Raw genomic sequence first — 20848 nt, 5'->3', positions numbered from 1 at the left:
TAGGCGAGAGTCTATCGGGCTTTTGTGAAGGAAGGCCTAAGTATGAGGATACTACCCTGGTTGAGCCTTGTTTTTGTCGGGATTAGCACGCTAGCCAGTGCGGATTATGAGGCAGGGCTTAACGAATACCAACGTGGTCATTACGCCTCCGCTATTCATGAGTGGCGTACGGCTGCTGAGCGAGGTGATGGGCAGTCTCAGTTTGCGTTAGGCATGATGTTTGAGCGTGGAGAAGGGATTGGCGAAGATAAGAACGAGGCCTATAAGTGGTATCGTTTAGCGGCAGATAACGGAGAGTCTGATGCTCAAATGCGTCTTGCTGAGCTGTTTCTTCGCGAAGAAATTGACGGTAAGGGGCCTGCAGATGCTGTTGAGTGGCTCGAAAAAGCCGCAGAGGCGAGCGATGCCGCAGCGCAATTTCAGCTAGGGCTGCTATATCTTGAGGGGGTGGGGGTAGAGGAAGACCCTGCGCTGGCAGCGCGTTGGTTTGAACTTGCAGCCGAACAAGGCCATGTGCCTGCTCAGAATAACCTTGGTAGCCTTTATGAGAATGGGCGCGGTGTAGGCCAAAGCTTTAGCCGAGCATTTGAATGGTACGAACGGGCTGCTAAGCAGAATGATCCCTTTGCCCAGAATAATCTAGGGGCTTTGTATGCCCGAGGCCGTGGTGTCGATCGCAATTATGCGTGGGCGGTGTTCTGGTTCGCTAATGCGGCGCGAGGCGGTAACGAGTTAGCGCTGGGTAATATTAGGGAAAGTCGCGAACACCTTGAGCAAAAAACGGTAGCTGCCAGCCGTATTAATATTCGTGCGGGTAATGGTACAAATCATCAGCGTATTACCCAGTTGGATCAAGGGGCTAGCGTCTATGTACTGGGCAGTGTGGATGGCTGGAGCCACATTTATTTTGAGGGCGAGCAGGGGCCAATGCTGGGGTGGGTATCCAATACGCTTATTGAATGATTTTTTTGATATGAACGAGTGTTGTTTGAGCAACGAGTACATTACTGAGCATACCTATGCGCATTGAGGGTGGTGGCGTTATGAATATAAAAAGTAGTGGGAGTCGCCCGAAAACTAAGTCGCTGCTGCGGTATTTTTCAAGTCTTGTGTTCGGGAGTGTTTTTTTAATGACCGGGAGTCTTTCCTACGCATCTGATACTCACCAAGTGATGCCAGGCGATACACTTTGGGACATCTCCGAATATTATTATGGCACGCCTGACGAATGGCCTGCCTTGCAGCAAGTGAATGCGATAACTGACCCCATCAAGCTTCAGCCCGACACCCTGGTGGAACTCAGTGCTTTCGACCCTTTTCCTTTGTCAGTTCTATACCGTTCGGGTGATGCATGGTTAGTTGAAGAGAACAGTGAAAGCCTTTTGATGAGTGGTGACCTTATTGAGGTTGGCTCTGTTATTCAAACTGGCCCAGGCTCATCCTTGACCGTTCAAATGCGTGACGGCGCTAGAGCGGTGGTACCTTCTAATTCACGCATTGTGTTAAAGCGTGAAGGAGAGAGGGGCATCACGTTTCAATTAGAGCAAGGAGAGGTGGAGTCCTATGTGCCGAAAAATCGCATGCGCAGGCGTGCATACAATATAGAAACCAATGCGGGCGTTCTAGGTGTGCGCGGTACTCACTTTCGAGCAAGCTATGCTGACGAAACACTGCTGACGTCGGTTTATGAAGGGAATGTTGCTGCTCAACACCGGGTGAATACTGCAGAAGCCTCAATAGATCAGGGCGAAGGGGCACGTGTTGATGGAGCAGGTGGTATCCAGGTCGTAGCGCTATTACCGCCACCAGAGAACGTGGCTATTAGTTCGCTGCCGAATGAGGCCATACAAGTAGATATTTCGCCACCTACGCAGGGGCGGGCTTTCAGAGCGCAGATAGCAAGTGATCCAAACTTTTTAACCATCATGCGTGATCAGCGGTCTCAGAGTAGCCAGATACAGTTCGCCCCGCTTTCGCCTGGGTTCTACCATGTGCGTATAGCCGCTATAGATGAGCTTGGTATTGAAGGTGAGAGCGCCATTTTCGTTATCCATCACCATGGTGATCAAGTCTCCGTTAACCAGGAGGAAGGCGCGTGGGTCTTCGAGTGGTTACATAAAGCACAAACAAACTATCGCTTGCAGTTAGCAGCTGATCACCAGTTTACCCAAATGTTATTAAACTATGAGCTGCAAAATAACGGTCCTTTGAGGATAAGCCGTTTGCCAGGTAACGAGATATTCTGGCGTGTTGTCAGCTTGGATGAACGTACAGGTATGACCGTTGTTCTCGATACTGGAACACTAAATGACTCAGGGAAGTAACCTTTCTAGAGCATTGCATCGGCGGTTTGTGATGACATGGTGTGTGATGGGCAGCTTGTTACTGCCCATTGCTTTTTTTCTTTATAGTTTGTCTCCCTTTTTATCTGATAATTTTTTTTACGATGCCTGGCTTTCCAGGCAATCAGAGCCACCTTCTAACGATATTTTAGTTGTAGCGATTGATGAGCCCAGCCTACAAACATTGGGGCGCTGGCCTTGGCCTAGAGAGATTCACACACAGCTGATTAATCAGTTGAACGCTGCGGGTGTGCACTCCATTGTTTTAGACGTCCTGCTAGTTGAGCCAAGCCGATTACCTGAAGAAGATCGGCGGCTTGCTGAAGCGATGCACCGCCATGGCAGAACTTATCTACCTATGGCACTCCTTCCTGAATCGATACTGGAAGGTAGGGCACGAGATGTATTAATCCCTCCCCCTCCATTGTTATCTGCCGCCAAAGGCGTTGGGCATATCAATGTGAAACTTGATACTGATGGAGTGGCTCGTTCAGTGGAGCTGTTGATAGAGCGCCGTGAGGATGTGTGGCCACAGCTCATGACCCTGCTTGTGGATCAAAACAAAAGCGGCGGGGCTGGTACATCAAACTGGTCAACTGAGGCGATAAGAATACCGTTTCGTGGTCCGTCTGGCTCATATCCAACGGTTTCTTACCGCGATGTATTAATGGGGTATGTACCGGCTTCTTTACTCCAAGGCCGTACTGTCTTAGTAGGCATGACTGCTCTTGGCTTGGGCGATCGTTACAATGTGTCGTTATTGTCTTCAGGTTTAATGCCGGGTGTGGAAGTGCATGCTCATTTGCTCGATGCCCTACGAAATGAAACTTATATACGCGAAGTAGATAGCTGGATAGGGGCATTTTTAGCAAGTTTGCCGATTGTGGTCTTAATGCTATTGGCTTGGTGGTTAAGGTTTCGATATTTACCGTTAGTGATGCTATCGCTCGTTGCTGGAGTGTTGTGTGCTTCTCTGATCGCTTTGAACTTTAGATGGTGGTGGCCTCCTTTTGCCAGCTTAATAGCATTGGGTATCGCCATCATTGCCATTGTTTGGCAAAGCCAGGCAGCTTTACTGTCTTGGTTTAAGCGCGAGTTGGAATTGTTATACCAAGAACCATCTATCTTGCCATTTAGGCAACCTGATGACATTCGCGGAGAGGGTGGGAAACTTTACCAGCAGTCTCAAGCACTTGAGTTTGCACTAGGGCGAATTGTAGAAGGGCGGCGATTCATATTGGATTCGATGCACTCATTGCCGCTCCCTATCTTTATACTTAATAAAAAGGGGGAGGTTCTGCTGGCAAATAAGAAAGCATTGGCGGTTTTTTACCAGGAAGGGGGGCATGCCATTGATCATATTAATGCGCTGCCATCCTTTCTAACTTTTGAAGAAGGGCAAGGTTTTTCGACTATATGGCCACCCCGGTCAAAAGGCGCGAGTGACGTCAACGCCATTCAAATAGGTGGCTTATGTACTGATAGAGATGGACATACGTATCGGCTGGAAATGGGAGAGCTGTCTACAACGACAAGTAGTGCCGCTGGAGGGTGGTTGGTATGGCTGGTTGACCTGACGAGTGAGGTAGAGGCAGAAGCACAGCGATCTAGTATGCTTAGTTTCTTGTCACATGACATGAAAGCTCCTCAGGCAAGGGCGCTAGCATTTCTAGAAGCCCAAAAAGATCCAGAGTCGGCTGTAACACAAGCTGACTTCTATAGTTATTTGGAACAGTGCCTCACGATGGGGCTAGGGATGATTAACGATTTTATTAGCTTAACACGAGCCAAGTCATTTAGTTTGAAAAAAGAGTTTGTGCTCTTTGAAGATGTTGTGATGGAGGTGCTTGATCAAGTTTATTCACTAGCTAAAGTAAAAAATATTAAAATAGTGAGTGAGCTACAAGATGAAGATGGGGCTCCTGTGTTAGGTGATAAAGACTATCTTTCCAGAGCGGTATTTAACTTAATTGAAAACGCCGTTAAGTATACGCTGCCTGGTGGCGAGGTTAATGTTCTTGTATGTCGGCAAGATAAGTGGGTTGTGCTGCAGGTTTCTGACAATGGTGTCGGTATTGAGCCAGAAGAGATTGACGATATTTTTGACGACTTTACCCGCAGCGATAAAGGAGGCGTAGCGCAAGGGCATGGCCTTGGGCTAGCATTGGTGAAAACGGTAGTCTCTAAGCATAATGGTGAGATTTACTGTAAAAGCGAGTATGGGATAGGCAGTCAATTCACCATGAAGCTTCCTATTTGTGAGTTGTGAGTTGTGAGTTGTGAGTTGCCGAAGTGCCAATTGTTAGTTGTTTTGTTGAATATTAACTATATAAATGACGTTGCCTAGCTCTGGTGTTTGTTGTACTTGAAAACGAATATTGACATCTCTTAACTGCATGCCATATTCCCGTTCTGATTGACCATGGTGGTAGGCGGGCCGTGGGTCTTGGCCTAATACTTGGGTAATAAGCTGCCTTAAGTCATTAGCATCTGCGCGTTGCGCGAGCATCGTTTCGGCTGCTGAGGAGAATTCTACGGGGTAAAAAGGTGGCGGTTCTGGGGCAAAGCCCGAGCGTGCATCCGGGACGGCTTCAGTCCAAGGTAGGTAAGGTTTGATATCCACCACGGGTGTACCTGTCATTAAGTCTGCTCCTTTGAGCAATAGCCGTGCACCGTTGTGTGTATCGATACCCACTAGCTCAACGAGTGATAGTCCTAAACGATTAGGCCGATGTGTGCTACGACTCGCGAATACCCCTATTTTTTTATTGCCACCTAGACGGGGAGGGCGTACAAGGGGAGCCCACTCTTCGGGGCTGCGGTGAAAAATAAAGCTGATCCATAAGTGGCTGAATGCGTCTAACCCACGAACGCTTAACGGTGTATTGAAGGGAGGCGTTAATACCAGTGTCGCTTTTGCTGCCGTCGCTAGCCCTGGTTGGCGAGGAATGCCAAACTTATCAGGGTAGTCGCTTTCAATATAGCCTATAGGGTTGATGGTAAACGATTCATTTGCGGGTATTTCGTGCATGACTCACCTTACGTGTAGGTAAAACCGAAGTATAAAGCAGTCAAGCATCGAGTTGGGGTGTGATACCCCTTAAGGTGTGATGATACGAAGCGATAAATAGTGGAGTTGTAGACATGCCAAGTACTAAAGCGATGAATACTAAAGCGATGAGTACTAATGTTATGAGTGCTAACGTAAGCCAAACACCTGCTTCGCCTACTCCACGAATTATCTATCGTGAGGGGGGGGGGCGTGACGCAGCTGACCAAGCAGAGGTGTTTTATCACGCGGTGATGCAGGGTGCCGCTTCCCACTATAGTGTAGACGAGCGCCGAGCTTGGGCGAGTGCTCTACCACGCGAAGCAAGCGCCTGGGCGGCCAGGCAAACGCTCTATACGACGCTAGTCGCCAGCTGTGATGGGCGATGTGTAGGGTTTTTAGAGTTGGATGCTACCGCCAAACGTATAGAGACACTTTACGTATGGCCTTCACTAACTGGACGTGGGATTGGTACCACGCTATTGATTCACGCTGAACGTATGTTGCTTGAGCAGGGCGTATCGAGTGTAGAAATTGAAGCAAGCTTAGTGCTTTATGAACGCTTGATTCGCCGAGGTTTTAGCAACCTCGGCGAACAGTGGGTAGAGCGCAGTGGCGAACTCTTGAAACGCTATCACTTAGTTAAAAAGCTTAGTGCTGTGGAAACCTGAGCACATCAAACGTCGTAGGTGTGGGTAATGCGCATCGATAAATCGATTGATTTTAGGTCTTTAGTGAGTGCGCCGCTGGAAATACAGTCAACTCCAGTATCGGCAATTGCCTTTAATGTTGCTGCGTCAACATTGCCGGAGGCCTCAAGTGTTGCTCGCCCACCGTTTATCTCGACGGCTACATGTAAGTCTTCTAAAGCGAAATTATCAAGCATGATAATGTCTGCCTTTGCGGCCAACGCTTGATCAAGCTCCTCAAACGTTTCCACTTCAACCTCTACTGGCAAGTCACTTGCTAGTTTACGAGCTTGCTCAACGGCTGCCTGAATACCGCCACAAGCAGTAATATGATTCTCTTTAATTAAGAAGGCATCCCACAATCCAATGCGATGATTATGCCCGCCGCCGCAGGTGACAGCGTACTTTTGGGCTAGGCGCATTCCGGGCAGCGTTTTACGCGTATCGAGCAGGCGTACATTAGTGCCTTCAATTAAATCAACGTAATGGCGCGTTGATGTCGCCGTGGCAGACAATGTTTGCAGCATATTTAGGGCCGCTCGCTCGCCGGTCAGTAGGCTGCGAGCAGGCCCTTCTAGCTCTAAAAAACACTGATCTGCTTGAAGAGAGTCGCCGTCTGCTGCCTGCCAACGTAGCGTAACGCGGTTATCTAGCCGTCGAAAAATCTCGTCTACCCAGGCAACACCACAAAGCACTGCGGGTTCACGAGTAATGATGCTGGCGGTTGCCCACTGGTTCTCGGGGATTAGCTGCGCTGTAATATCGCCAGGACCAATGTCCTCAGCCAATAGACGGGCTGCGCTAGCGCGTATCTCTTCGGCAAGAGCGTTTTCATAATGCATGGCGGTGCGTTCTCTAGGCGTTATTGAGTGTGTTGGGCATTATAGTGAAAGAGAACGCCAACGTAGAGGAGAGTGTATCGGTTATGGAAAGAACAACCCTGGAGGGGCGGCTGCCAAACGCTAGGCAAGTGGTATCGCCCAACTGCGATCAGCGCCCCAATAGTGAGGTCTCACTACTACTTATTCATGCGATTAGTTTGCCGCCCGGTCAGTTTAGTGGCGATGCTATTGAGGCGCTGTTTACTAACCAGCTAAATTCGGCAGAGCATCCCTTTTTTGCTGAGATTGCACACCTTAGGGTATCGGCCCATTTTCTGATTCGTCGCGATGGTGAATGCTTACAGTTTGTTGATACAGATCATCGCGCTTGGCATGCCGGGCGCTCATTCTGGTTGGACCCATATCATAAGGCGTGGCGAACAGCCTTAAATGACTTTTCGGTGGGCATTGAGCTGGAAGGTGATGACGTGACCCCCTTTACAAAAGCGCAGTATCAAAGGTTAGTCGCGGTAACTCAGTGGCTAATAGCGCGCTACCCTCAGCTGGATAAGTCGCGCATTACCGGTCATGCCCACGTGGCTCCGCTGCGTAAAACTGATCCAGGACCCGCCTTTGATTGGGCTTACTATTTTCAGCAGTTAGATGCTTAGCGACGGGCTGATAAATTCTCCAAAGAACGTTGTAAACTTAATTAAGTACTTCACTCGTAAGTAAATAAAACGGTAGTTTGGCTACATTTTTGAGCGTTTGGTAGATTCATCTAAAGTCTTGCTGTTTTTTTATGTTGCGGTGCAATAGTCTGTTTTCGATAGCCTTTTAGGGCTTGCTGGAATTGGCAGAATGATGACTTTGCGGTATCTTCTCATATACAAAAGGCTAACTTTTACGACAATTGTGTAGCTTTACTACATCAAAAAGTACGTAGCTTGTTGAATGTAGAAAGAAAACATCTACACGGCGCTTAGGCGCCGGCGTTTTATCGGCCTGTGGTGGTTAAACACCGCAGCCGCCCCAGGCCCTAAGGGTTGGCGGGGCTCATTGTCATTTATCGTCATTCGGAGAGACCTCTATGAGTCTGGAGACAAGAGAAGATCTCGATCCGCTCGAAACCACGGAGTGGCTGGAATCCCTGGAATCAGTGCTGGATCGTGAGGGCGAAGATCGTGCCCGCTACCTGATGACCCGCTTGGCGGATCGCCTGCGCCGGGACGGGATGAAGGTACCCTTCTCGGTGACAACCCCGCACCGGAACACTATCCCTGTGCATCGCGAAGCCCCGATGCCCGGCGATCTGTTTATGGAGCGCCGCATTCGGTCGTTGATTCGTTACAACGCCATTGCCCAGGTCATCCGTAATAACCGCGCCAACCCCGGGCTGGGCGGCCACATTGCCAGCTTTATGTCGTCGGCCACGCTGTACGATGTTGGCTTTAACCACTTCTTCCGCGCCCCCAAAGGCGACTTTGAAGGCGACCTGATTTACATCCAGGGCCACGTTGCCCCGGGGATTTACGCGCGTTCCTACCTGGAAGGCCGTTTGTCAGAAGAGCAGATGGACAAATTCCGTCGCGAAGTCGACGGCGATGGCCTCTCGTCCTACCCGCACCCGTGGCTGATGCCGGATTACTGGCAGTTCCCCACGGTGTCCATGGGCCTTGGCCCGATTCAGGCCATCTATCAAGCCCACGTGATGAAGTACCTGCATCACCGTGAGCTAAAAGACATGTACGACCGTAAGATCTGGTGCTTTATGGGCGACGGCGAGTGTGATGAGCCGGAGTCACTGGGCGCCATTTCCCTGGCCGGGCGTGAAAACCTCGATAACCTGATCTTCGTTATCAACTGCAACCTGCAGCGCTTGGACGGCCCGGTTCGCGGCAACTCCCGCGTCATGGACGAGTTCGAAGGCGTGTTCCGCGGCGCTGGCTGGAACGTCATCAAGGTGGTCTGGGGACGTCACTGGGATCCGCTGTTCGAGAAGGACAAGAAAGGCATCCTGCAAAAACGCATGGACGAAGCGGTCGACGGTGAGTACCAGAACTACAAGGCCAACGGCGGTTCGTACACCCGCGAGCACTTCTTCGGTAAGTACCCCGAAACCGAAGCGATGGTCAACGATCTGTCCGATGAAGACATCTGGAAGCTCAACCGCGGTGGCCACGACCCGTTCAAGGTCTACGCGGCCTACCACGAAGCGGTCAACCAGACCAACGGTAAGCCCACGGTCATTCTGGCGCACACCGTCAAAGGCTACGGCATGGGCAGCGGCGATGGCGAAGCCGCCAACGAGTCCCACCAGGTCAAGAGCATGGAGTACGAGGCGTTGCGTAAATTCCGCGACCGCTTCGGTATTCCGCTCACCGACGAGCAGCTTAAAGATGTGCCCTATTACAAGCCGGAAGAAGACTCTCCCGAGCTGAAATACATGCACCTGCAGCGGGAGCGCTTAAACGGCTACCTGCCGAGCCGCCGCAGTGACTTTGAGGCGCTGGAGATCCCCAGCCTGGAAGACAAAACCTTTGCCTCGCAAATGGCCGGTTCCAAAGGGCGCGAAGTCTCCACCACCATGGCGTTCGTGCGCGTGCTGAACGGCCTGGTGAAAGATAAGAAGCTCGGCAAACATGTCGTCCCGATTATTCCTGACGAAGCACGTACCTTCGGCATGGAAGGCATGTTCCGTCAGCTTGGCATCTACACCTCGGAAGGTCAGAAGTATGAGCCGGTCGATAAAGGCCAGATCATGTTCTACCGCGAGGATCAGAAAGGCCAGATCCTCGAAGAAGGGATTAGTGAAGCCGGTGCCATGTCCGCGTGGATTGCCGCCGCAACGTCCTACAGCAACAACAACGTCACCCTGCTGCCGTTCTACGTCTACTACTCGATGTTCGGCTTCCAACGCATTGGTGACTTGGCCTGGGCCGCCGGTGACCTGCAAGCCCGCGGCTTTATGGTCGGCGGCACCGCCGGGCGTACCACGCTCAACGGTGAAGGCCTACAGCACCAGGATGGCCACAGCTTGATTCAAGCCTCCACCATCCCCAACTGCCGCAGCTACGACCCGACCTACGCCCACGAAGTGGCGGTCATCCTCCAGGATGGTCTGAAGCGCATGTTCTCCGACAAAGAGAACTGCTTCTACTACCTGACGGTGATGAACGAAAACTACGAGCACCCCGCGCTTGAGAACGTGCCCACCGACGATATCGTCAAAGGCATGTACCTGCTCAACGAAACCCAGGGCGATAAAGGCCGCGTACAACTGCTGGGCTCCGGCACCATCCTGCGCGAAGTCGAAGCCGCCGCCGAGCTATTGGCCAACGACTGGGGCATTGGGGCGGATATCTGGAGCGTGACCAGCTTTAACGAGCTGCGTCGCGAAGCGCTGCTGCTGGAGCGTGAAGGCTTCCTGAACCCGGACGCTGAGGCTAACAAGCCCCACGTGACGAAGTGCCTGGAAGGCCGCGACGGCCCGGTGATTGCCTCCACCGACTACATGAAGCTCTACGCCGACCAGGTGCGTGCCTGGGTACCGTCTGAGTACACCGTGCTGGGCACGGACGGCTTTGGCCGTTCCGACACCCGCGAGAAGCTGCGCTACTTCTTTGAAGTAGACCGCTACTTCGTCACCGTCGCGGCGCTACGCGCGCTGGCAGACCGTGGTGAGCTTGATCGCAAGCACGTCGGCGAGGCGCTGAAGAAGTATGGCATTGACGCCAACAAGCCGAACCCGCTGACCAGCTAAACCGCTGCCCGGCGGGCAGATGCCCGCCGGCTCGATCCGATTTGGAAGGAGCGCGACCTTGAGTAGCGAAATCATCAAAGTTCCCGATATCGGTGGCGATACCGATGTCGAAATCATCGAGATTGCGGTGTCAGAAGGCGACGTCATTGAAGCGGAAGACACCCTAATCACCCTGGAATCCGACAAAGCCAGCATGGACGTCCCGGCCCCAAAAGGCGGCAAGGTGCTCAAAGTGCTGGTCAAAGAAGGCGATAGCGTCTCCGAAGGCGACGACATCGTTGAGCTGGAGGTTGAAGGCAGTACAGACGGTGGCGAAGAGACGTCAGCCCCCGCGTCTGACAGCCAGCCCAACGACGCGCCAGCGAAACAAGCCAAACCGACGCAGGAAGACGCCCCCGCACCGGCAGCGAAGAAAGCCAGCGGCGGTAAGCAGACGGTCGATATTAAAGTGCCTGACCTGGGCGGTTCCGACAGCGTTGAAATCATCGAAGTCGCGGTTAGCGCCGGTGATGAGGTCAACGCCGAAGATACCCTGATCACCCTGGAGTCTGACAAAGCCTCCATGGACGTGCCCAGCCCGCACGCAGGTAAGATCGTTGCGCTGACGGTCAAAGAAGGCGATAGCGTCTCGGAAGGCGACGTGATCGGCCAGATGGAGATCGCTGGCGACGGCGGTGATACATCGGCTGAAGAAGACGCACCGCAAGCCGCAAGCCAAGCCAGCAGCGCGCCGCAAGCCGCTGCTGAAGAACCGGCCGTTGAAGAAGATAGCGGTAGCGGTGAGCCTGAGCGCAAAGAGATTCGTGTACCTGACTTGTCAGGCTCTTCTGACGTGCCGATTATCGAAATTGGTGTGTCGGCAGGTGATGAGGTCAACGAAGAAGATCCGTTGATCACCTTGGAGTCTGATAAAGCGTCAATGGACGTGCCTAGCCCTTACAAAGGCAAGCTCTTAGAGCTGACCGTAAAAGAGGGTGATACCGTCTCTGAAGGCGATGTGATTGGCTATATAGAAGTGGCGGGTGCTAAGAAAGCAGCCCCGAAACAAGCGGCGCCGGAAAAAGCGCAGCCCGCTAGTGCCAGTCAGTCAAATACTAGCCAGTCAAGTGAGAAGTCTGCCGCTTCACCCAAAGGTACGCCTAGCCCTGAAGCGCAGATGGCCTCTCACAAGCCCCGTGATGGTAAGCTGGTACACGCAGGCCCAGCAGTGCGTATGCTGGCACGTGAACTCGGCGTCGACCTCGGCCTTGTTAAGCCTAGTGGCCCGAAAGATCGGGTGCTGAAAGAGGATGTGCAGGCTTACGTGAAGCAGGCCATTGCCAACCAAGGTAACGCACAAACAGCGGCTGCCCCAGCGGCGAGTGGTGGTGCTGGCATCCCCGCGATACCAGAAGTCGACTTCAGTCAGTTTGGCGACGTCGAAGAGAAGCCGATGGGGCGCCTGCTCAAGATGGGCGCGACCAATCTGCATCGCAGCTGGCTCAATGTGCCTCACGTGACCCAGTTCGACGAGGCCGACATTACCGAGCTTGAAAGCTTCCGTAAAGCCATGAAAGCCGAGGCCGAAGCCCAGGGCGCTAAGCTGACACCGTTGCCGTTTATGGTCAAAGCCTGTGCCTTTGCCCTGCGTAAATTCCCCCAGTTCAACGTCAGCCTGAAAGGCGACGGCGAAACGCTGGTATGGAAAAACTACGTGCATATCGGGATTGCCGTGGATACCCCGGATGGTTTGATGGTGCCGGTAGTGCGCAACGCCGATAAGAAATCCTTGATTGAGATAGCCAAGGAGATGGCGGAGCTAGGCAAAAAAGCGCAAACCAAGAAGCTAAAGCGTGATGAGATGACCGGTGGCTGCTTCACCATTTCGAGCCTTGGCTCGATTGGTGGAACCGCGTTCACACCGATCGTTAATGCGCCGGAAGTAGCGATCCTGGGAGTATCGAAAGCGCAGATGAAGCCGGTATGGGATGGCAGCGCCTTCCAGCCGCGCTTAATGATGCCGCTCTCGCTGTCCTACGATCACCGGGCGATTAACGGTGCCGATGCCGCTCGCTTTACGGCCTTCCTGGCCGATGTGCTGACGGATATTCGTCGATTGCTGCTGTAATCGTCTCAGCGTAAGCCACAAGCGGCGCCCAGTAGGGCGCCGCTTGTGTTTAAAACAGTTTCGTTGGTCTGCAAAGAAGGGGTGACCAAAGTACGAGAAGTTGCCACTTGGCTGTTTTTACTTAAGAAAATATAAAAAAAATGCGTTATCAGGCTTTTGGGGAGTTGTGTCATCCGAACGGCACGGTTATTGTCAGTCCATTATTAACAATATATTCATATCTAACGACTAACATTCAAGGAGCAGTGCCATGCGTTTAATCCTGTTGGGTGCCCCCGGCGCAGGGAAGGGGACCCAGGCTCAGTTTATTTGTGAGCAATTTAAGATCCCTCAAATTTCCACCGGGGATATGCTGCGCGCGGCCATCAAGGACGGCACCGAGCTGGGGCTCAAAGTAAAAGAGATTATGAATAGCGGCGGTTTGGTATCCGACGATGTCATTATCGATCTTGTTAAAGAGCGCATTAGCCAACCCGACTGCGAAAATGGTTTCTTGTTCGATGGTTTTCCGCGCACCATCCCGCAAGCCGATGCGATGAAAGAGGCTGGCGTTAAGCTGGACCACGTGTTGGAAATTGCCGTGCCAGACGAAGAAATTGTTAGCCGTCTTGCGGGGCGTCGTGTTCATCCGGCGTCTGGGCGTGTTTATCATGTTGAGCATAATCCGCCCAAAGAGCTGGGTAAGGATGACGTGACTGGTGAAGCTCTGATTCAGCGCGAAGATGATCAAGAGTCTACCGTGCGCAACCGTCTGTCGGTTTATCACGACCAAACCGCTCCGTTGGTCGATTATTACCAGCAGTGGGCGAAAGAAGACCCCGAGGCCGCGCCGCAGTACCATCGTGTAGAAGGTGTAGGCAGTGTGGCTGACATTACTCGGCAAGTGAAAGAAGCGCTTTGCTAATTAGTACATGCCAGTGAATGACACGATGGCCCGCAGGTTACCTGCGGGCCATCGTCGTTTAGGCCATGTAAAGGTATAATGATGGCCATACTTTATGGAGTGCAGAATCGATGTCATCGTTATACCTTCTCGCACTGGACGCATCTTCTAGTGCCTGCTCTGCGGCTTTATTGCGCCAGCAAAGTGGCCAACGTGAATGCTTGGCGCGTTTCGAGATGACGCCAAGGGCTCATACCCGGCGCTTAATGCCGATGGTGGATGACATTCTCGCTGAGGCCAATATTTCTACGCAGCAGCTAGATGCGGTTGCGTTTGGGCGTGGCCCTGGATCATTCACCGGCTTGCGCATCGCTGCCGGTGCAGCGCAAGGCTTGGCGTTTGGGTTGGATCGCCCATTGCTGGGTATTTCCACCTTGGAAGCACTCGCGCTTCAGGCCCATCGCCGCTACCATTTTCGTCATGTGGTGACCGCGCTAGATGCCCGAATGGGCGAAATCTACGCGGCTACTTGGCACTGTTTAAATGACACGCTTAGCTTGCAAAGTGACGAAGTGGTCGTGGCGCCTGCAAACTTTCATTTACCCGCTGAGCAGGAGACCGACTGGGTCGGCGTGGGCTCGGGGTTTACGCTGTGGGATGACTTCGCGCTAAGTTTACAGACCAACATGTCTCAGCACCTTACTGATCTTGAGCCACGGGCAGAAGAGATGGCATGGCTCGCCGCTCGTGATTTAGAAGCGGGGCTAGGCAAGGTTGCTCACGAAGTACAGCCGGTTTATTTGCGCAACGACGTGGCTTGGAAAAAGCCAGCATGAGCCATGTGGCAAGCCCAGAGACGTTGGTGTTGCCTTCGGGGTTAGCGCTTGGCTACGTTGATGGCCAGTTGGCGCTGTCAGGTGATGAGCGTCAGTATGGAAAACCGCTTAGTGTCGATTTTGCCGCTGGTAAAGCGGCTCATCGTCGTCAGTTTGGTGGCGGACGCGGGCAGTTAGTGGCAAAAGCCTGTGGGCTGGCTAAAGGCATTACGCCTAGCGTGGTGGACGCTACGGCTGGCTTGGGTCGGGATGCGTTCGTACTGGCAAGCCTGGGAGCAAATGTCTTACTAATTGAACGTGTCGCGGCGATTGCCGCACTGCTTCAAGATGGTCTCGCGCGTGCTGCAAAAACACAGACGACAGCAGAGATTGCCTTGCGTATGACGCTCCGCCATGGTGATGCCGCTAAGCAGTTGGCTGCTCTTGTGGAAAGCGCAGCTTTTGATCCTGAGGTTATTCATCTTGATCCGATGTTTCCGCACCGTGAGAAGTCGGCATTGGTCAAGAAAGAGATGCGCGTGTTTCGAGAGTTGGCGGGAGACGATGATGATGCACCGCGCTTATTAGAAGCGGCGTTGGATGTAGCGACGCATCGAGTCGTGGTCAAGCGCCCGCGTAAAGCACCTCCTATCGATGGCCCCGCGCCGCAGCATACGCTGGAAGGTAAGACGAGCCGTTACGACCTGTACGTCCATCGCTCGTTGGCTCGTCGCTAAGCCGTTTCATCAAGAGAAGGAGTCTCTATGCAGCACGTGTGGCGTGAAGGCAACCGTACTACTCTGTTGCCGGAAGCAGCGCGATTTTTGCCAGCGATGTTTGAGGCGGTGAGTCAAGCGGAGTACTACGTGCTGGTGGAGCTCTACTTGATGGAGTCAGGTAAGTTAGCCAACCAGATGAGTGATGCGCTGATCGACGCTGCTGAGCGCGGTGTAAAGGTGTATTTGCTGCTCGATGGTTATGGCTCCATGGGTTTGGAGCAGCGTGATCGTATACGCCTAGAGCAAGCAGGTGTCGCATTACGGTTCTTTAATCCCATTGGTTTTCACTCGCTGGCTCGCAACTTAAGCCGTGACCACCGTAAAATTGTTGTCGTGGATGGAGAGATTGCGTTTACCGGCGGATTTGGCGCGGTGGATGAGTTTCTTGAAGCATGGTACGAAATTGCGGTGCGCATCGAAGGCCCGGTAGTCGCTGATTGGGAAGGGCTTTTTCGCCGCTTATGGCGTTCCCGGTTAACACGCCAAGCAGGTGATGGGCGGGCTAGAGCGACGTTGCCGCCACAGCGGACAGCAGCGCATTGTGCTGATGGCATACGCGGTAGAGTGATGTCAGCGAGGGGGTATCGTTATCAAGCGATTCGCCACTCGCTTCATGCGCGGGTAAATCAGTCAAACAAGCGGCTTTGGCTGTGTACGCCTTATTTTGTACCGACCTTCACGCTGCGCAGACGCCTGATTCGCGCAGCACGGCGTGGCGTAGATGTTTGTTTACTATTACCGGGCAGTAAACATGACCACCCAGGCGTGCGCTATGCAGGACAACGGTTTTACCAAGCGTTGTTAAAAGCTGGCGTGCGGATTTTTGAGTTCCAGCCTACGTTTATTCATGCCAAGTTTGTGTTAGCCGATGACTGGGTCAGTATTGGCTCATGTAACTTCGACCATTGGAATCTGCACTGGAACCTTGAAGCGAATCAAGAAGTAGAAAATCAGGCATTCGCCGAGCAGGTTCAGTCGCTTTTTGAGCGTAACTTTGCCGCTAGTCAAGAAATCGATGCTGCCGCCTGGGCTGCACGGCCCTGGCGGCAGCGAGCCCGCGAGTGGGTCTATGGCGTAGTGGATGGTATTGTCACTCGCCTTAAATAATGCGCGGTTAGCAATCGGCTATAGACTATCGACGCTTTTTACCTTTGGCCGGGGTTTTCTTGCGTGGTTTAGGTTTCGGGGTTTCGGGGGGCACGCGGTAGTGAAGATAAAGATCCAGGACTAATTCTGGCAGTTGAGCAACAAAGGTTTCCTGGCTGGCCTGATCTTGGGCCATTTCAGCCATTTCTGGCTCATCATCGAATAAACCTGAGAGCGACATAAAGGGCAACAGTAGCGTGGCGGCAGCTTCTTCGTCATCTTGGAACCAAGCGCTTTCGTCGCTAAAGACACCTTCCATAAACCCTGCGCACCAGTCGCCGATAGGCGTTTCCTCCGCGGGGATGCCACCGAGCGTTAGCTCAAAGGGTAGCTCTGGTAAACCGCCTTGTTCAAGTACTGCGACGGCGTTGTCACGCAGTAGTGTTAGCAGTTGGATAATCTCGTCTCGTTCGGCATCGTCCCGATAACTTGGCTCTCCCTGAAACAGCTCGGCTAGCCATTGGTTGGTGGGTAATTCGCTAGGGGCAACTGCTAGTGCCACTAAAAAGCCATGGGCAGAAATCAGATCCAGCGCATCTTCGCCGACCTGCTCTGAGTCGAGAAAGTCATCCAATCTATCAAGTTGCTCGTCGTCAAGTAGCGGTTGAGGTGGCGGGGTACTAGGCGACGTTGCTGCGGGAACGTTATTGCGCTCTGCCATCAGGGGCCTCATCATAAAAATCGTCTTTGAGAAAAAGATGTTGATCGGCAACACTCGTTGGCAACATCGTTACTGGTTAGTTTATCACTAATGACGACTTTACCACTGCCTCCATGGCCTGCTGAAAAACTTGCGGCACTCTCTTCAGAGGCGCTTATGCATGCCGTGCGAGACAGAACAGATGAAGCGCTAAGGCGCTGCCAAGAAGTCTATCCTGCGCTGCCTGCGCCAAAGGTGTGGTTCGATCTAAAAGGTGCCTCAGCAGGGCAGGCGCATCTAGGGCGTGGCGGGCTGCGTTTTAACCCTGTTTTGTTGGGCAATAATCGGCAGGCGTTTTTTGACGAGGTGGTTCCCCATGAAATGGCGCATTGGCTAGTCTTTCATTTAGCCAATGGCACGCGGTTCAAACCGCATGGTCGAGAATGGCAAGCTGTCATGCGAGACCTGTTTGGTCTTGAGCCTAGGGTAACTCACTGTTTTGATGTTCAGGGTGCCCAGTCTCGGCCATATCATTATCAGTGTGGCTGTCAAACGCACTGTTTCACAGCTAGGCGTCATTCTTTAGTGGTAAAGGGGCGCCGCTATCGTTGCCGTCATTGTGATCAGACCTTGGTCTACAGTGCTTTTAGAAAACCCTGAAATCGTTTTAACTTATTGTTTTTAATATTGAAAATGTTAATACCAATGTCTAAGGGGAAGCCAGCGTTGGGAGGTTTATGCTAGGTAAATATTAAGCGCGTCGGTGCGACTAATAATAATACCGACACCATTTCTAGAGAGTGCAATTTCACGGACAGAGGCAACTTCATGAGCGAGCATAAAAACGTCTATCCAGTGCGCGACAGTATCGCTGCCAGTGCATGGGCTGATAAAGATAAATATGCGGCAATGTATCAGCAGTCCATGGACGACCCAGAGCGTTTCTGGGCCGAGCAAGCAAAGCGTCTGGATTGGATTAAGACGCCCACAAAGATTAAAAACACTTCCTTTGCACGCGATAATGTCGATATCCGTTGGTTTGAAGATGGTGAGCTTAACGTTAGTGCCAACTGTTTAGATCGCCACTTGGAGAAACGCGGCGATCAGACGGCGATTATCTGGGAAGGCGATAACCCTAACGATTCAAAACATATTACTTACCGTGAGCTCTATGAGCGCACTAACCAACTGGCCAACGGCCTGAAGTCGCTGGGAGTTAACAAAGGCGATACGGTGACGCTGTATATGCCGATGATTCCTGAGGCGGCAATGGCCATGTTGGCGTGTGCCCGTATCGGTGCTGTGCACTCTGTTGTGTTTGGCGGCTTTTCGCCGGACGCTGTCGCGCAACGGGTCATCGGTGCTGATTCTAAGCTGGTGATCACTGCTGATGAGTCGGTACGTGGTGGTAAACACGTGCCCCTTAAAGAGAACGTCGATTCAGCGCTGACGCGTAACGGCACCGATGTATGTAAAAACGTATTGGTGGTGAAGCGTACAGGCGGAGATATTGATTGGCAGGAAGGTCGTGACATCTGGTTTGACGAGCTGGTGGATAAGCAGTCTACCGAATGCCCAGCTGAGGCCATGAATGCTGAAGACCCGCTGTTTATTCTCTATACCTCTGGGTCAACCGGTGCGCCGAAGGGCTTGAAGCACACTACGGGCGGCTACCTGACCTATGCAGCGATGACTCATCAGTATATTTTCGACTATCAAGAAGGCGAAGTTTACTGGTGTACCGCGGATGTCGGCTGGGTGACGGGTCACAGCTATATCGTGTACGGACCGCTTGCCAATGGTGCAACCACGCTAATGTTTGAAGGCGTGCCGAGCTACCCAAGCCATGGCCGCATGGGCGAAATTGTCGATAAACATCAGGTCAATATCCTCTATACCGCGCCTACCGCTGTGCGGGCATTAATGGCGCACGGTGATAACGTGATGGACTCTAGCAAACGTGATTCACTGCGCTTGCTGGGGTCGGTGGGTGAACCTATCAACCCAGAAGCCTGGGAGTGGTTCTATCGCGTTATTGGCAATGAGCAGTGCCCTATTGTAGACACCTGGTGGCAAACCGAAACGGGCGGCATTATGATCGCGCCACTTCCCGGTGCTACAGATCTCAAGCCTGGTTCTGCGACAACGCCTTTCTTTGGTGTGAAACCCGCGCTGGTGGACAATGAAGGCCATCAACTGGAAGGCGAGACGGAAGGTAACCTCGTCATTCTCGACTCCTGGCCGGGTCAAGCACGCTCCATTTGGGGCGATCACGAACGTTTTGTACAGACCTACTTCTCTACTTACGACGGCATGTATTTTACTGGAGATGGCTGCCGTCGGGATGAGGATGGCTATTACTGGATTACAGGACGGGTTGACGACGTACTTAACGTATCAGGCCACCGGATGGGCACTGCTGAAATAGAGTCGTCTCTGGTTGCTCACTCGGCAGTGGCAGAGGCTGCTGTTGTTGGCTTCCCGCACGATATTAAGGGCCAGGGCATCTATATCTATGTAACGCTCAATGATGATGTTGATCCCACCGATGAACTCAAGAAAGAGCTGACTCAGTGGGTGCGTAAGGATATTGGCCCGATTGCATCGCCAGATGTAATTCAGTGGGCGCCTGGGCTGCCAAAAACACGTTCTGGTAAAATTATGCGGCGCATTTTACGTAAGATCGCGGCCAATGAGTGTGACGGCTTGGGAGATACCAGCACGCTGGCGGATCCATCGGTGGTTGACGAGCTCATTGAACATCGTGCCAATAAGTAATCTGCTTTGCCCTCAGTTATTCTTCAAATGGGGGCACGTTTAAATGACGGATGTCATTCATTTGCTATGCAAAATAAGGCAAACTTAGCAGATCCGTTGCAGTGCCGGCCATGGAGCCGGCACTGTTATTTCTGTTTGGATGACGTATCAATGACAAATAGTGCATGTGATGCTTGGGAATGACGAAGCCCATGGGGTACCATGCTTCAACCGTATGAGCCTAGCGTCGCGGCGGTAGTCAACCCCGCTGCTCGAGGAACCGGAGGAATATCCATGGCAGTAGCCCATAAGTTTATCGTCGCAGACGACCATCCGCTGTTTCGTGCAGCGCTCACTCAGGCGTTGCGCCAGTTAGCCCCCCAGGCTGAGATTGTCGAAGCCGACACCATGGAAGCCACCACTGAGGTCGTGAATCGACACCCTGATGCTGATTTGATTTTGCTAGACCTCCATATGCCTGGAGCGCATGGCTTCTCAGGTTTGATTCAACTGCGTGGCCAGATGCCCGATATTCCGGTAGCGGTTGTTTCAGGCAGTGACGAACCCTATGTTGTTCGTCGTGCAATTGATTACGGCGCGTCAGGCTTTATTCCTAAATCTTCATCGTTACAGCTGATTGCTGAAGCGGTGGGAGAAATTCTGCAAGGGGAAGTTTGGCTGCCAGAAGCGTTGGCGAACGTCTTAGATGAAACCAGCGAAGAAGAGTCGCGTTTTGCGGAGGCAATTGCTTCGCTGACGCCGCAGCAGTTTCGTGTGCTCAATATGCTGACGGAAGGCTTGCTAAATAAACAGATCGCCTATGAGCTTAGCGTCTCAGAAGCCACTATTAAGGCCCACGTGACGGCTATTCTGCGCAAGCTGGGAGTGCACTCGCGCACCCAAGCTGTTATTGCGGCGCAAAAGCTCGAAGTCGAGCCGCCTAAAGTCGAGTCTTAACGACTGACCCCTTCGGAAAGCGCCGCCCCTAGGACAACCTAAGGACGGCGCTTTCGTTTTGCTACTTATCTCGCCGCTGTGTCACTACCGCATGCCTCGC

At 52.5% G+C, this 20848-nt stretch carries 17 protein-coding genes; 14 read left to right on the top strand and 3 right to left on the bottom strand.

Annotated features, from left to right (window positions below; translation table 11 throughout):
• Nucleotides 1-42: 42 nt before the first annotated feature.
• From IR195_RS16425 to IR195_RS16415, 3 genes are all read left to right on the top strand, one after another.
• Nucleotides 43-963, top strand: a complete 921-nt coding sequence (locus IR195_RS16425) for an SH3 domain-containing protein (protein WP_206048083.1) — start codon at nucleotides 43-45, stop codon at nucleotides 961-963.
• A 167-nt stretch (nucleotides 964-1130) separates the two neighbouring features.
• Entirely contained in the window at nucleotides 1131-2324 is a 1194-nt protein-coding gene (locus IR195_RS16420; protein ID WP_206048082.1) for a FecR family protein, read from the top strand.
• A gap of 46 nt (nucleotides 2325-2370) precedes the next feature.
• Nucleotides 2371-4611, top strand: a complete 2241-nt coding sequence (locus IR195_RS16415; RefSeq protein WP_206048081.1) for a CHASE2 domain-containing protein — start codon at nucleotides 2371-2373, stop codon at nucleotides 4609-4611.
• 33 nt (nucleotides 4612-4644) lie between these two features.
• Here IR195_RS16415 and tsaA read toward each other — a convergent pair whose 3' ends face one another.
• Complete coding sequence (gene tsaA, locus IR195_RS16410) at nucleotides 4645-5373, bottom strand: tRNA (N6-threonylcarbamoyladenosine(37)-N6)-methyltransferase TrmO (protein WP_206048080.1); 729 nt, start codon at nucleotides 5371-5373, stop codon at nucleotides 4645-4647.
• A gap of 161 nt (nucleotides 5374-5534) precedes the next feature.
• Between tsaA and IR195_RS16405 the strand changes: the two genes are divergently transcribed.
• The gene (locus tag IR195_RS16405; protein ID WP_206049816.1) at nucleotides 5535-6062 is read left to right on the top strand and encodes a GNAT family N-acetyltransferase; all 528 of its coding nucleotides are present in this window, start codon (nucleotides 5535-5537) and stop codon (nucleotides 6060-6062) included.
• 5 nt (nucleotides 6063-6067) lie between these two features.
• Here the strand turns inward: IR195_RS16405 and nadC are convergent, their stop codons facing one another.
• Entirely contained in the window at nucleotides 6068-6922 is an 855-nt protein-coding gene (nadC, locus tag IR195_RS16400) for a carboxylating nicotinate-nucleotide diphosphorylase (protein ID WP_172421865.1), read from the bottom strand.
• 83 nt (nucleotides 6923-7005) lie between these two features.
• On the opposite strand from nadC, the gene ampD reads away from it, so the two are divergent.
• The 7 genes from ampD (at nucleotide 7006) to IR195_RS16365 (ending at nucleotide 16355) form a co-directional block, all read left to right on the top strand.
• Entirely contained in the window at nucleotides 7006-7572 is a 567-nt protein-coding gene (gene ampD / locus IR195_RS16395) for a 1,6-anhydro-N-acetylmuramyl-L-alanine amidase AmpD (protein WP_125751273.1), read from the top strand.
• A 419-nt stretch (nucleotides 7573-7991) separates the two neighbouring features.
• A complete protein-coding gene (aceE, locus tag IR195_RS16390) occupies nucleotides 7992-10664 on the top strand; it encodes a pyruvate dehydrogenase (acetyl-transferring), homodimeric type (RefSeq protein WP_125747015.1) in 2673 nt (890 codons plus the stop codon).
• Nucleotides 10665-10722: 58 nt separating this feature from the next.
• The gene (aceF, locus tag IR195_RS16385) at nucleotides 10723-12771 is read left to right on the top strand and encodes a dihydrolipoyllysine-residue acetyltransferase (protein WP_206048079.1); all 2049 of its coding nucleotides are present in this window, start codon (nucleotides 10723-10725) and stop codon (nucleotides 12769-12771) included.
• Between the two features lie 250 nt (nucleotides 12772-13021).
• Complete coding sequence (gene adk, locus IR195_RS16380; protein WP_125751262.1) at nucleotides 13022-13675, top strand: adenylate kinase; 654 nt, start codon at nucleotides 13022-13024, stop codon at nucleotides 13673-13675.
• Nucleotides 13676-13785: 110 nt separating this feature from the next.
• Nucleotides 13786-14490 carry a tRNA (adenosine(37)-N6)-threonylcarbamoyltransferase complex dimerization subunit type 1 TsaB gene (tsaB, locus tag IR195_RS16375; RefSeq protein ID WP_125751259.1) on the top strand — a complete coding sequence of 235 codons (705 nt, stop codon included), beginning with the start codon at nucleotides 13786-13788 and terminating at the stop codon, nucleotides 14488-14490.
• On the top strand, nucleotides 14487-15206 hold the full coding sequence (locus IR195_RS16370) for a class I SAM-dependent methyltransferase (protein WP_125751256.1): 720 nt from the start codon (nucleotides 14487-14489) through the stop codon (nucleotides 15204-15206). Before tsaB ends, IR195_RS16370 begins: the two co-directional genes overlap by 4 nt.
• A gap of 27 nt (nucleotides 15207-15233) precedes the next feature.
• Nucleotides 15234-16355 (top strand): phospholipase D-like domain-containing protein, encoded by a 1122-nt coding sequence (locus tag IR195_RS16365; RefSeq protein WP_206048078.1) that lies wholly within the window; start codon nucleotides 15234-15236, stop codon nucleotides 16353-16355.
• 25 nt (nucleotides 16356-16380) lie between these two features.
• Here the strand turns inward: IR195_RS16365 and IR195_RS16360 are convergent, their stop codons facing one another.
• Nucleotides 16381-17055 (bottom strand): YecA/YgfB family protein, encoded by a 675-nt coding sequence (locus IR195_RS16360; RefSeq protein WP_125751249.1) that lies wholly within the window; start codon nucleotides 17053-17055, stop codon nucleotides 16381-16383.
• Nucleotides 17056-17145: 90 nt separating this feature from the next.
• On the opposite strand from IR195_RS16360, the gene IR195_RS16355 reads away from it, so the two are divergent.
• The 3 genes from IR195_RS16355 (at nucleotide 17146) to IR195_RS16345 (ending at nucleotide 20748) form a co-directional block, all read left to right on the top strand.
• On the top strand, nucleotides 17146-17694 hold the full coding sequence (locus IR195_RS16355; protein ID WP_206048077.1) for a SprT family zinc-dependent metalloprotease: 549 nt from the start codon (nucleotides 17146-17148) through the stop codon (nucleotides 17692-17694).
• Nucleotides 17695-17862: 168 nt separating this feature from the next.
• On the top strand, nucleotides 17863-19812 hold the full coding sequence (gene acs / locus IR195_RS16350; protein ID WP_125751247.1) for an acetate--CoA ligase: 1950 nt from the start codon (nucleotides 17863-17865) through the stop codon (nucleotides 19810-19812).
• Between the two features lie 273 nt (nucleotides 19813-20085).
• Complete coding sequence (locus IR195_RS16345) at nucleotides 20086-20748, top strand: response regulator (RefSeq protein ID WP_125751244.1); 663 nt, start codon at nucleotides 20086-20088, stop codon at nucleotides 20746-20748.
• Nucleotides 20749-20848 lie beyond the last annotated feature (100 nt).

Source organism: Vreelandella venusta, assembly GCF_015689495.1.
In the GTDB taxonomy this organism is placed as follows: Bacteria; Pseudomonadota; Gammaproteobacteria; order Pseudomonadales; family Halomonadaceae; genus Vreelandella; species Vreelandella venusta.
The sequence above is the reverse complement of the archived record's forward strand: the minus strand, read 5'-3'. Positions and strand labels throughout refer to the sequence as shown.